Source organism: Eubacterium sp. BIOML-A2 (assembly GCF_009680135.1).
Classification (GTDB): domain Bacteria; phylum Bacillota; class Clostridia; order Lachnospirales; family Lachnospiraceae; genus Faecalicatena; species Faecalicatena contortus_B.
On record NZ_WKZK01000039.1, the window covers coordinates 32,098 to 45,217 of the forward strand.

At 48.8% G+C, this 13,120-nt stretch carries 10 protein-coding genes; 6 read left to right on the forward strand and 4 right to left on the reverse strand.

What is annotated here, in order from left to right; genetic code table 11:
- Positions 1-6: 6 nt before the first annotated feature.
- The 5 genes from GKG43_RS13995 (at position 7) to GKG43_RS14015 (ending at position 5,508) form a co-directional block, all read left to right on the forward strand.
- Positions 7-1,401: a hypothetical protein gene (locus GKG43_RS13995; RefSeq protein ID WP_129879220.1), complete on the forward strand. Its 1,395-nt coding sequence runs from the start codon at positions 7-9 to the stop codon at positions 1,399-1,401.
- Between the two features lie 27 nt (positions 1,402-1,428).
- Positions 1,429-2,001, forward strand: coding sequence for a DUF4430 domain-containing protein (locus GKG43_RS14000; RefSeq protein WP_025655118.1), 573 nt, complete (start codon positions 1,429-1,431; stop codon positions 1,999-2,001).
- Entirely contained in the window at positions 1,998-2,879 is an 882-nt protein-coding gene (locus GKG43_RS14005; RefSeq protein ID WP_025655119.1) for an energy-coupling factor transporter transmembrane component T, read from the forward strand. The genes GKG43_RS14000 and GKG43_RS14005 overlap by 4 nt, the downstream gene beginning before the upstream one ends.
- 149 nt (positions 2,880-3,028) lie before the next feature.
- Positions 3,029-4,765 carry an ABC transporter ATP-binding protein gene (locus GKG43_RS14010; protein ID WP_055154555.1) on the forward strand — a complete coding sequence of 579 codons (1,737 nt, stop codon included), beginning with the start codon at positions 3,029-3,031 and terminating at the stop codon, positions 4,763-4,765.
- Entirely contained in the window at positions 4,744-5,508 is a 765-nt protein-coding gene (locus GKG43_RS14015) for an ECF transporter S component (protein ID WP_025655121.1), read from the forward strand. The genes GKG43_RS14010 and GKG43_RS14015 overlap by 22 nt, the downstream gene beginning before the upstream one ends.
- Positions 5,509-5,771: 263 nt before the next feature.
- Here the strand turns inward: GKG43_RS14015 and GKG43_RS14020 are convergent, their stop codons facing one another.
- Positions 5,772-6,431, reverse strand: coding sequence for an ATP-binding protein (locus GKG43_RS14020; protein ID WP_025655122.1), 660 nt, complete (start codon positions 6,429-6,431; stop codon positions 5,772-5,774).
- A 313-nt stretch (positions 6,432-6,744) separates the two neighbouring features.
- On the opposite strand from GKG43_RS14020, the gene GKG43_RS14025 reads away from it, so the two are divergent.
- Positions 6,745-7,203 carry a DIP1984 family protein gene (locus GKG43_RS14025; RefSeq protein ID WP_025655123.1) on the forward strand — a complete coding sequence of 153 codons (459 nt, stop codon included), beginning with the start codon at positions 6,745-6,747 and terminating at the stop codon, positions 7,201-7,203.
- A 539-nt stretch (positions 7,204-7,742) separates the two neighbouring features.
- Here GKG43_RS14025 and GKG43_RS14030 read toward each other — a convergent pair.
- The 3 genes from GKG43_RS14030 to GKG43_RS14040 form a co-directional block, all read right to left on the reverse strand.
- Positions 7,743-9,308: a hypothetical protein gene (locus tag GKG43_RS14030; RefSeq protein ID WP_055154559.1), complete on the reverse strand. Its 1,566-nt coding sequence runs from the start codon at positions 9,306-9,308 to the stop codon at positions 7,743-7,745.
- 17 nt (positions 9,309-9,325) lie between these two features.
- Entirely contained in the window at positions 9,326-11,068 is a 1,743-nt protein-coding gene (ade, locus tag GKG43_RS14035) for an adenine deaminase (protein WP_330377726.1), read from the reverse strand.
- A gap of 83 nt (positions 11,069-11,151) precedes the next feature.
- On the reverse strand, positions 11,152-12,933 hold the full coding sequence (locus GKG43_RS14040) for an adenine deaminase C-terminal domain-containing protein (RefSeq protein ID WP_055154561.1): 1,782 nt from the start codon (positions 12,931-12,933) through the stop codon (positions 11,152-11,154).
- Positions 12,934-13,120: the final 187 nt, after the last annotated feature.

Consider the following 13,120-nt stretch of genomic DNA (forward strand, 5'->3'; position numbering starts at 1 on the left):
CTAAAGATGAATAGAATGTATAGAAATATAGAAAAAAGGGTGCTGCATAAAGTACTGGCGGTATTTTTGCTCCTGGCAGCAGCGGTTACCGCCGCCTATCCGAGGACAGTAACCGCTTACGCGGCTGAGAACTCAGTGGCAGAATTGCGTGGGATGCAGGATATGATTTTAAACTGGAAATATGCGAATGGCGGTGAAAATCAGATTTTAGCCGGAGATCTGCTGGATGGTGCAGGAGAGGGCGGCAGTGACTGGATTGCCTTTAATATCAGCAGAATGGGTGTAGAAGATAACCAGGCTGCATATTTGAGCAGGCTGCAGGACGTGGTGGAAAAATTATATCAGGATACGGAAGGCAATGGAAAAAAGTATCGTTTGTCAGATATATACCGGATGATTATTACTATTAAAGCGTGCGGCGGAAATCCCGAAGCATTCGGTAAAGATCCGGAGGGGAATTCCATTAATCTGTTAGATGACGGCATCTGGAACAGTATATGGGGAGACCCGGGAAAGCAGGGAATCAACGGTTACATCTGGGCGCTGATGGCTGTTGACAGCAAAGCATGGGAAGAGCCCCAGGATGCAGAATGGACAAGAGAGAAGCTTGTAACCTCCATTTTATCCAGACAGCTGGAAGACGGAGGATTCGGTTTGATTAAGACAGATGCATCGGATGTGGATCTGACTTCCATGGCATTGACCGCACTGGCGCCTTATGCAGGTTCAGAAGTACAGTATACATTTACAAGTGAAACAACCGGCCAGACAGTCACAGAAACCGTGGATAAAGCGGCAGAAGCAGCATTTACCTGTATTTCCGGTATGCAGCATGAAGACGGCAGTATGGTCACTTATGAGCAGCGGACATCTGAAAGCACCAGCTGGGCTTTGATGGCCCTGGCTTCATGGGGGCGTGATCCTGATACTGACGAACAGTTTATAAAGAATGGCAATACTTTGCTGGACGGATTGAGACAATTCCAGTTGGAAGACGGCAGTATCGTTCACAGTTTGGATGCAGAGAAAGAGGAAACCGAAGGAAATAATATGGCCGGCTATCAGGCCATGTACGGTCTGGAAGCTGTCTGCCGCCTGAAGGAAGGAAAATGTAACACCTTCGATCTGTCGGATGCCCCGACGGTTTCTGCAGAGGAGATAGAGAAAGCAGGCAACTCTCTGCCTGAGCTGAAAGCAGACCAGGAAAAAAGCGGCGAAGAGGCGCTGGAAGATACGAAAAACCGTACAGCTCTTATCACTGCAGGTATCGCTGCAGTGATTGTGCTGATCGTAATGATTTTTATAATTATGATGCTCAATAACCGCAAAAAGAAAAAAATGTTATCTGATCCTGATTCTGACAACAGTATAAGTACAGATGACGACGATGATGACTGGTAGAAACGGCGGGAGAAATGAGGGAAAGATTTGAAAAAGAATATTATAATGATTGGTGTTGTGATACTGCTGGTGGCAATTCTGGCTTCCGGCACGAAAATCCAGTCTGTTGACGAGTATTATCTGACCCATATGGAGGACATCAAAAAGGACTCGGAAACGGTGACCATCAGTATCCGCTGTGACACGGTCCTGGATAACTGGGACAAGCTGGACCCACAGCTGCGTGATGAGAAGTATGTGCCTTCTGACGGTGTCATCCTGCCGGAAACTACTTATGTCCTCCGGCCGGGGGACACGGCATTTGATATTCTGAACCGGGTCTGCCGTTACAACAAGATTCAGATGGAGTATCAGGGGATTGAGAACAATGCATACGGCAGCGCGTATATTAAGGGGATCAATTATCTCTACGAGTTTTCCTGCGGAAAGTTGTCCGGATGGATGTTCAGGGTAAACGGAGATTATCCGGGAAAAGGATGCAGTACCTACGAGATGAAAAATCATGATAAAATCGAGTGGATCTATACCTGTGACCTGGGCAGAGATGTAGGGAACGAATACAATGGTGCAGATATGCAGAAAGAGAAGGATAAGTCATGAATGGATTTGAAAGCTTTCATCCGGCAGTGCTGTTTATATATTATATTCTGGTAGTTTGTTTTTCTATGGTAAGCAGGCATCCGGTGGTCATTTTTGCGTCACTGGCCGGCGGATTCCTGTTCTTCGGGGCCTTAAACGGCCTTCGGAAAACGCTTAAGGAACTGTTATTTTCGCTCTGCCTGTTTGTGCCAATGGCAGTGACCAATCCAATATTTGTCCATAATGGAGAGACAATTTTATTTTTCATGAATGATAATCCAGTGACGCTGGAGGCTTTTATCTATGGAGGAGCGGCATCGCTGATGATTGTAAGCGTCCTGCTGTGGTGCAGGTGCTACAGTGCCGTTCTGACCACGGATAAATTCCTTTATCTGTTTGGAAAGGTGATTCCTAAGCTGGGGCTGATTCTTTCTATGGCGTTTCGTTTTATTCCCCTGTTTAAATATCAGATCCGAAAGATCAACCAGTCCCAGAAGACGATGGGGCTTTATGCTACGGACAGTGTACCTGACAGGATAAAAGGCGGGATACGCGTGTTTGACAGTCTAGTGTCCTGGTCCATGGAGAACTCTATTGACACGGCAGATGCGATGAAAGCCAGGGGCTACGGTCTTCATGGGCGGACAAATTTTTCTTTGTTCCGTTTTAAAAGGAGAGACGGAATTCTTCTTGGAAGTATAGGCTGCTTCACGGTTTTAATCCTGGCCAGCTTTGCGGCGGGGGGCTTTGCTTTCTATTATTATCCCTATGTGGCGCAGCTGCAGCGGGGGCCGCTGGATATCGTAAGGTATCTGATTATTTTTGCTTTTTATCTTATACCGGGCATCATAGAGGCCAGAGGGAAACTGACCGGAAAATATCTGAGGTCGAAAATCTGATTTTTCAGGGTGCAAAGACGGCCTTATGAAAAAAGATTGAAAACACTTTTTATAATTAGTAAAAGTAATAGGTTTTTAAAATTTTAAAGAGTGCACAAACGGCCCTGCTTTGTATGTCAGGGATAATGAAACTAAAGGAGAATCGTAACATGGAATTACTGAAAGTAGAGAATCTAACCTTTACCTATCCAAAGCAGGCAAAGGACACCAGCAGGATGGCTCCGGCGCTGGAAGATGTCTCATTCGAGATACAGGAAGGGGAATTTATAGTTGTCTGCGGGGAGTCGGGATGCGGGAAGACGACTCTGCTTCGGCTCTTGAAGAGGGAACTGGCCCCTGCAGGGGATATTACAGGAAAGATCTGGTTCTGCGGTGTAGAGCAGAAGCAGCTCTCTGAGCGGGAGGCCGCTTGTGATATCGGATATGTTCTCCAGAATCCGGAGAACCAGACTGTCACAGATAAGGTGTGGCATGAGCTGGCCTTTGGCCTGGAGAATATGGGTGTGCCGACGCCCGTGATCCGCAGGAGGGTGGCTGAGATGGCCTGCTTTTTTGGGATTGATGACTGGTACCGGAAGAAGACGACGGAACTGTCCGGCGGGCAGAAGCAGCTGCTGAACCTGGCTTCGATTATGGCGATGCAGCCTAAGCTTCTGATACTGGATGAGCCTACCAGCCAGCTGGATCCGATTGCGGCTTCAGACTTCATCAATACACTGGTGAAGATCAATAAAGATCTGGGCCTGACGATTTTGCTGACGGAGCACCGCCTTGAGGAGGTTTTCCCTGTGGCAGACAGGGCTTTTATTATGGACAAAGGGAAAATGCTTCTGATGGAATCCCCAAGGGAAGCAGGGAGAGACTTGAAATGCCTGAACGCAGACCACAAAATGCTTCTGGGACTGCCCAGTGCCCTTCGGATATATCACGGGCTGGATGCACGGGATGCCGAATGTCCTCTGACCGTACGGGATGGCAGAAGCTTTCTGGAAGAATATTATGATAATGAAATAAAAAGGCTGCACCGGGAAACGGACAGTACCCATGGAAAACAGATTACCATGCGTATGAAGGATGTGTGCTTCCGATATGAGAAAGATCTGCCTGATGTGCTGGAAGGCGTAGAGCTGACAGTTTACGAAGGGGAGATAGTCAGTATTCTGGGCGGCAACGGGTCCGGTAAGACGACTCTGTTAAGCGTAATTTCAGGAACCTATAAGCCATACAGGGGAAAGCTTGAAGTATTTGGAAAAAGAATACATAAGTATAGCGGTAAGGAATTATATGTGAAGAATCTGGCCTCTCTTCCACAGAATCCGCAGACCGTTTTTATTAAGATGACTGTCCGGGAGGATTATGATGAAATCCGTCATGTAATGGGATACAGCGAGGCCGAGATGAAGGAAAAGATTGAAGAAACAGCAGAGCTCATGGGAATCAGTCATCTGCTGGACCGGCATCCTTATGACTTAAGCGGCGGTGAGCAGCAGAAGGCCGCGATCGGCAAAGTGCTTCTCCTTCAGCCACGGTTCCTGCTTCTGGATGAGCCGACAAAAGGGATTGATGCATGGTCAAAAATGCAGTTGCAGAAGCTTTTAAAGGGATTAAAGCAGAGGGGAATTTCCATTTTAATGGTCACGCATGATGTAGAATTTGCGGCAGGAGTATCAGATCGGTGCGGACTGTTTTTCGACCATGAGATTACATCTGTGGACACTCCGGAAGAGTTTTTCTGCAATAATAATTATTATACCACGGCGGCAAACCGGATCTCCAGACAGAGATACGAGAACGCAGTGACCTGTGAGGATGTCATTGAGCTGTGCAGACAGAACGGACGGATACAGAAGGAGGGGAAACGCATATGCGGGAAAGTGACGGCATAAAAAATGAAAACACGATCGTGCACGCAGACGAGAATCTGCTGGAAAATACCCTCCCTTACACAAAAAAAAGAGTGGCAGTCTGGATTTGCCTGACGGCAGGGGTTATCCTTTTGATTGTTTTGGGGATCCGGCTGATGGCAGACCGGAAATACAATCTGGTATCCGCCATGATTGTACTGATCGCATGCGGTGCCTTTTATCTCGCATATGAGAAGCGGGAAGGGAGCATCCGGCGGATGGTGCTGCTGGCAGTGATGACGGCAATTTCTGTGGTGGGACGATTTATTTTTGGACCGATCCCTTTTTTCAAACCCGTGACGGCTATCGTGGTATTGACAGGAATCTATATGGGGCCTGAATCCGGATTTCTGGTAGGTTCGCTATCGGCAGTTGTTTCCAATATCTTTTTCGGGCAGGGGCCGTGGACACCTTTCCAAATGTTTTCCTGGGGAATCATCGGAATGATCGCAGGATTCCCAGGGCTGCGGGCACTTCTTCGTCACCGTATGCCGCTGATTTTTTACGGGATATTCTCAGGTATCGCTTATTCAGGGCTTATGGATATCTGGACAGTGTTCAGCCTTGAGGGAGGCTGGAATTGGTACAGGTATCTGGGGGCGCTTGCAACTGCGGTGCCGGTCACGATTACGTACTGTGTATCTAATGTAGTATTCCTGATGCTGACTATCAAACCGATTGGGGAAAAGATGAACCGGATTCAGATAAAACATGGGATTTTTTAAACGTATATATTTTCATGGGAGGGCATTGGGAAAGGGGCCGCCTGCTGAAAGTCTGCCGGGGAAGGTACGGCGGGACACATACGGGCATTTTGGCTGCGGGCCATTTGCTAACGCCCTCTAATATCAAAATCGGACTCTTATATGGAACCACCGACATTCACCGTGGAATTCTGATGAATTCCACGGTGAATGTCGGCTTGATGGGGCTGGCTTGCCGGGAGATATAGCCTGCTTTTAGTGTATATTATGGAATGAGGGATGTTTTATTCGACTTCGAGGGTCAGGTATCTGCCGCGGGGGATAGGGGCGGAGAATTTAATGTCCAGGGGCGTCTTGAAGAGGGGACCTCCTGTTACGAAGGTGTGGTATTCTCCGTTTTCCCCGCAGACGTCGATGTTATCTTTTTCCATAGCGGCTATGAGGTCAGTGGTCAGGGGCAGGCCCAGGTAGTCAGGGGACATTCGTTCGGTGTCTACTACGGTGATGTGGGGGGTGAAGCCTGCCTCAAGGAATTCCAGGACGGCCTGCCTGCGGCTTTTCTGCCAGAGCGGAAAGCATGGCTGGAGGCCGGTGTTCTGGCAGCGCGCGCTGCACCAGGCCAGATGTTCTTCCAGGTCGATGTCACCGAAGACACAGACCTCGGCTCCTGCTGATTTCTGAGTCAGGAGTTCTTTTTCGAAATTTTTTTCGTAATCCTCCCCGCTTGTTTTGATCAGGTTGATAGGAAGGCTCATGGATGTCTCAAGTTTATGGATGACTTGGGGGCTGATTCCGTGGAACCAGCTGCGTTCACGGTCTGTGTTGTAGGTCATGATCAGACCCATGGGAATCATGCCGGACTGTATTGCTTTGTAGATGGACAGGGTGCTGTCTTTTCCGCTGCTGTAGGATGCAACGAATTTTTTACCTTTTAGCTCATTCATTTGTTTTCCTCCGGATAATAGTGAAAGGAAACAGCCTGCGGCTCGATTAAGCCGGTGTATTTCCTATATGAATAGCCGTCTATGGGACAGCCTGTAAACGGTAGATATGATTTAGTATAACATAAAAGAGACAGTCAGGCACTCGTGATACCGGCAAGAAAATATAATTTTAATGAATTAAGCAATTGCAGAAAAGGAGATGCAATTCCTCTCTTTATTAAAAGCAAAGTTTCCATGTTCCTGGAATCGTGTTATGATGGAAGAAACAAAACGGAATATCAAAATAAATTATACAGACTAGGAGGAATATGCTATGAAACTTGCAGAGGCATTACAAGAGAGAGCCGATATAAACCGGAATATCGAACAATTAAAAAAACGTCTAAATAATAATGTATTAGTACAAGAGGGAGAACAAACAGCAGAAGACCCGGAAAAACTAAAGCAGGAATTAGATAATTCACTTGAGCGTCTGACATATTTAATCGCCCATATCAATCAGACAAATTGTGAAACTAAAATTGATGGCGAAACACTAACAGAACTTATAGCAAAAAAAGATACGCTTTTGCTGAAACTTAGTGTATATAAAGATATTGTTTATTCTGGAAGCCAGACATCATATCGGGCAAGAAACACGGAAATCAAGATAAAATCTGCTATTTCTGTGAGTGGCTGGCAGACAGAAATCGACAGGCTGTCTAAAGAATTACGGCTATTGGATAATAAATTACAGGAAACCAACTGGAACACGGATTTGATAGGGGAATGATTGTTTGGTAGCAGAAGCAGAGTGAATGTCACGCGGCGACAGCGCAAGTCGTATCTGGCGAACATTGAAGAGCAGATGTGAGGTTCGATTCCTCAAGAATTGTTAAGCTCCGACCGCGCACAAATGTATCGTGATCAATAATTGTTATTACCAGACATTGGCTGCATCTGTGAGGGTGGGAACGGGGAATTTATACAATCATTATGTAAGATGGACGTAGACGAGTTAGAAAGATGCAAAGATTGCGCGAAAATACAAGACAATCCATTCAATAAAAAAGCCGGCCGAGCCGGTTAACGATTCCATCCAAATAAAAAAGTCATGGCACCTAACTTTTCCACAAAACGACTCAATTCGCCACCCCCGCCCAAGATCCCCCGTGCAGAAGGAGGTGTCTCCCGTCATGATGCGACCAGCTGTGGGGAATTGGAATATGCCGGCTCCGATTTTGATTAGCGGCACTTATGCCCTGATTCCGCATCCAGGAGAGGCATATTCCAATTCCGCACAGCGGCCCCCATACCAGCCCCCCGCCCCCGCTACACATAATCGAAATCATCGGGCCCCTTAAACCAGCTGCTCCGTCCCAGATGCAGTATGAAGCACAGTACCGCCATGGAAAGATACCCAATCATAAAAGGTGATTTCGGATAGAACCCCAGAGCCGCGCTGTGTATAAAGCCAAAGAAGGAGAGCGCTGCCCCTGCGAGCGCTGTTACCGCCGCCAGATTTAATTTTTTATCTATAATAAATGCGGTCATGGTTCCCAGCAGGATTCCGATAATGATGGCTCCGGGTTTGACCGCCGGGACACCGTTCCACATAACGCCTGCATCAAGCAGGGACTGGGTGACGTCCGGTGTGTATCCGGAGTATCCTGACGGAAGTGTTTCCGTCCAGACATTGGCAAGGCCTGCGGCTCCCGTGATCTGCGTGAACAGGTAGTCTGCAACCGGCGGGATCATGGCGATTCCGACTGCAGCATAGTGTTTTTTGCTGCAGTCCTTGAAGGCCTGGCACACCATAACGATGGCGCACCATAGATAAGTGACGGCACAGACGGCCGGCGGTACCAGGCTGCTCAGGAAGGTGAAGAGCCCTAGCAGTCCGGCAAGGCCCAGCACCAGACCGGAGATGAAGGAATAGCCGATGCCGGCCTTTGCTTTTTTCAGTCCGGCATGTCCAAGCCACACGGTATTCGGTACGACGCCTCCAAATATGGCAGAGATCATGGTGCAGACACCGTCTGCAAACTGCGCTTCCCGTACATGATAGTTGTCCCCGGCGGCGTTTGCAGCCTCTACATTGTCCATTGTCTCGATAAAGTTATAGATCTCAATCGGGATGATAATCGTGAGATAAGGAGCGACTATGGCAAAGCCGCTTAACAGATGCTGGATGCTGTTTACCGGGTTCGGAAAATAAAAGCCGATCCCGCTGAAATCAAGGCTGGTCCGCCCCAGACAGAAGGCATAGACGATGCCGCCCACGATTGCGACCACAAGCGGAGGAATCTTCCCGGGAAACAGGTAACCGCCGAATACGCCGATCAGGGCAAGAATCAGGATCGGCATGCCGATGACCGGATCGCTGAATACGTCAAATACTCCCTGTGTCGCCATCCAGATGAATCCGATACCGGCGACGGTTCCGAGCAGTGCAGCCCTCGGGATTTTTCTCTTCATCCAGGGGCCGATGAAACCGCCGAAGAATTCGACCGCACCTCCCAGAAAGCAGGCTGCAATGGCTGCGGACCATGCCAGTTCCGGATCCTCCAGAGCGTAGTGAAGCGGCATGATTACACCGTAGAGAATTACAAACATGGCAGGGGTGGAGACTCCGGAAGGCAGCGCGGTCACATCCGAACGCATTTCCCTTTTAGACAGCCTGTATGCCATAAAGGCGTAGTAAAAGCCACTGAGCATCAGGCCGATTGACATTCCGGGGATGACTCTTCCGTATACAATCTCGTCCGGCCAGCCCAGGACACCGGATAAAGTAGCGATTACGATCAGATAGTTTACAATATTATTGGTGATGGAATAAGCCATTCCCCCAATATCTCCTCTTTGGAATAAAGGAACAATCGCCTTCTTCTCTCTCAATACCCCGCCACCTCCATCTATTCTGCTTCCACAGGAATAAAGTCAAACTTTGTTACGTCGAATAAGCCCATATCGGTCAGCTTTATTTCCGGGATGACTGCCAGTGACATGAAGCACAATGTCATAACAGGTTCTACATCTCTGCTGATTCCCAGCTCTTCATGGGCGGCCTGGTGAATGCGTGTCAATTTATCATCTACCCACTCCCCGCTCTGGTCGCTCATCAGGCCGCCGATGGGCATGGGCATAGATTCCGTGACATGCCCGTCTTTTACAAGAACGATTCCGCCGTTTTGGCGGATTAACTCCTGTACGGCAAATTCCATATCCTCGTCGGTTACGCCTACGGTAATGATATTATGTGAATCATGGGCTACAGATAAAGCGGCTGCGCCTTCCCTGATTCCGTAGCCCCGCAGAAATGCGGCGGCAACATTTCCGGTCTCCTGGTGGCGCTCAATCACGGCTATTTTCACAAGATCCACATCGGGGTCTCTGACAAAGTCACCGGTCTCATCCAGTTCGACGTTGGCAGTGCCTTTTCCGGTTACTACGCCGCCTGGTAGAATGTCTATTACGTTAACATGTCTCGATTTCAGATGCATTTTCAGTTTGTTTTTTGAAAAATCTTTCACATGAAAGCTTCCTTTAACCGATGAGATATCCCGCTTTTCAACCGGAAGCAGATAGTTTCCTTCCGCAGCGGCAAGGGTTCCCCCAATCCAGACTTTGGAGACGGAGAAGTCTCTCAGATTATCGAGCAGTACGATGTCCGCGCGTAGGCCCGGTGCGATGGCTCCGCGGTCGTAAAGACGGAAACATTCCGCTGCATTCAGGCTTGCCATTCGGATCGCGGTAATTGCATCGATCCCCTCCTCCACGCAGATGGATAGATGATTGTCCAGATGCCCCTGTTCCAGAATCGTTTTGGGCTGGAGGTCGTCGGAGCAGAGCAGACAGCGCCGGTTGTTCATAGGGGTCAGACCCTTAAGCAGAGTCCTCAGGTTGTGGCATGCGGAACCCTGCCTCAGGAGTACATACATTCCCCGGGAAATGCGGTCCAGCATCTCCTCCACAGTGGAACATTCGTGGTCTGTGTGGATCAGAGCGGCGGCATAGGCATTCAGATCCCGGCCCGAGACTCCGGGGCTGTGGCCGTCTATCAGTTTTCCAATTTCTTTTGCGGTCATAATTTTATCGAGATCGCTTTCACACCCATGAATCAGACCGGGGAAGTTCATGTACTCCCCGAGGCCCAGGATTCTTTCGTCCTGAATCGGGCCTTTCATAGCCTCTGCATCTATATTGGCGCCTGCATGTTCAAAGGGAGTGGCCGGGACGCAGGAGGGAAGCATATATTTGATATCCAGGGCAGTGCCTTTGGCGGCCTGCAGCATGTAATCCAGGCCTCGGATTCCGCATACATTTACGATTTCGTGTGGGTCGGCGATTATGGTAGTGGCACCGTGGGGAACCAGAAGGCGTCCAATCTCTTCCGGGCTTACATAGGCGGATTCGATGTGAATATGGCTGTCGATGAAGCCGGGGACTGCATATTTTCCTTTTGCGTCTATTTCTTCCCGTCCCTCATAGTTTCCGATTCCGGCAATCAATCCCCGGATCACTGCAATATCGCCCTCAATGATACTGCCGTTTAAGACGTCAACAATCCGGCAGTTCTTGATGACGATATCCGCGGTGTTTCTGCCGGCCGCTGTGTCGATCAGTTCCTTCAGAGCCTCTTTGCTCATTTCATTCATGCATATTCCTCCTTGCTGGAAATCATTATGGACAATTGTTCTATTGTAACCGTTTAGGCAAGCCTGAACTGTTACATTCTGTTCTATTGTTCTCTCAGATTTAAAATCGGATCAAAAATAGTCAGATTTGTATAATCAACAGGCCCCACATCAGTGATTGCGTAATCCGGAATCGCGGTGATCGGGAGGAAGAACATATACATCAGTGGTTCGGACAGCGTAGAGCCGAGCTCCTGCGCCGCCTTGTTCAGACGCTTTTCCTGTGCTGCGATGGTTTCCGGTTCTTCATCGCTTGCAATACCGCCTACCGGCAGCGGCAGGAATTCCAGAATCTTGCCGTCCGCGGCAACGACCTGTCCGCCGCCCTGCTCGATCAGATAGTTCACGGCGAGCGACATGTCCTCTGCACTGACTCCCATCACGATCAGGTTATTGTCATCCGGTGCGGCGGAGGAAGCCATGGCTCCCTTTTTCAGGTTCCAGCCGGAACAAAAAGCGAGGGAACGGTTGCCGTTTCGTCCAAACCTTTCCAGGACGGAGACGAGAGCCACATCCTGTTCGGGATCGGGAAGCACAATCCCGTTCTCTACCTTTAAGACAACGTCTCTTCTCTTGCGTACAAATGGCCCCTGGACATCCATTGCCAGTACGTCGGCTGTACCATTTTGGATGGAGGTTTTGTATGAAAAGTCTGCTTTTGTTGTTTTCTTACATTTCAAGACACTTTTGAGGACAGAACTTCTTTCCGGCGCTTTCAGTTCAAAGGCAAGCCTGCCGTCTCTCGCGGCGGGGCGGCCGTTGGCAATGACTGCCTCCACATGGAATTCCTCCGGCGAATCTACGAGCAGAATATCCGCAATTCTTCCGGGAGAGATGGAGCCGACCAGATGATCGATGCGGTAAGCTTCCGCGCTGTTTATGGTACCCATCTGAATTGCCGTCATAGGATCCACGCCTGCGGCTATTGCCAGCCGGACAACATGGTCCAGGTGTCCCTTCTCCAGCACATCCGTAGCGGTTACGTCGTCCGTACAGAAGCTGACACGGCGAGCCATCAGAGGGTTGACTTCCGTGACCGCGCGGATATTTTCCGCCAGAAAATGTGTAACAGAGGATTCACGGATCAGCATATGCATACCTTTCCGAATCTTCTCCACAACTTCTTCGTGGTCATAGCTTTCATGGTCCAGACGGACGCCGCCGCAGAGATAACCGTTTAAGTCCTTCCCCCTGGCCATCGGCGCGCATCCGAAAACAGGGAGGCGGTTTTTAAATGCCTGTTCAATTGCGCCCAGCGTATCCTCGTCTTCTTCCTGAAGAAATTCCCTCACGGTTTCCCATACCCCGAAGCATTCCGGCCACTGCTGCACTTGTGCATGAACTTCCTTTTTAATGTTGAAGGCTACCGTAGATTCCGGAATTGTATATGGGGTTTTGAACGGTGCACCCCAGAATACTTTGAGCGGACTTTTCTTTACTTCCGCCAGCACTTCCTTCAGTCCGTCCAGCCCGGATACGGAAATGTACTCGTCCAGTCCGGATATGATGCTAGTTGTGCCGCAGGGGACCACGGCTTTTGCAAAGCTGGTGATGCTGAGTTTGCTGCATTCGCTGTGGATATGTCCGTCAATCAGCCCGGGAACCAGGTACTTTCCGGTCGCATCAATGACTTTTGTCTCAGATCCCATATAGTGTTCAATATTCCCGACGGCCGTAATCATATCCTTGTAAATAGCAACATCTGCAGGATAGATTTCGCTTGTCATGACGTTAACCAGGAGGCCTCCTCTAATGGCAATATCTGCAGGAATAATTCCTCTACCTGCACGAATCATTTCTTTTAAATTTTCGATGGTTCTTTCCATATATAATCCTCCCGTTTATGGATGGTAGTGTCAAGTTTCACTACCTTTTTTTATTGTTAAACCTTGATTTTATGGGAGTTTGCAATAAAAAGAGCATTGACCTCCCTTTTTCTGGTATAATGTCAATCGCCAAACCAACCTTAAACCAAGGAGACAATGCTCATGGACATTATACTGTATTTACTTC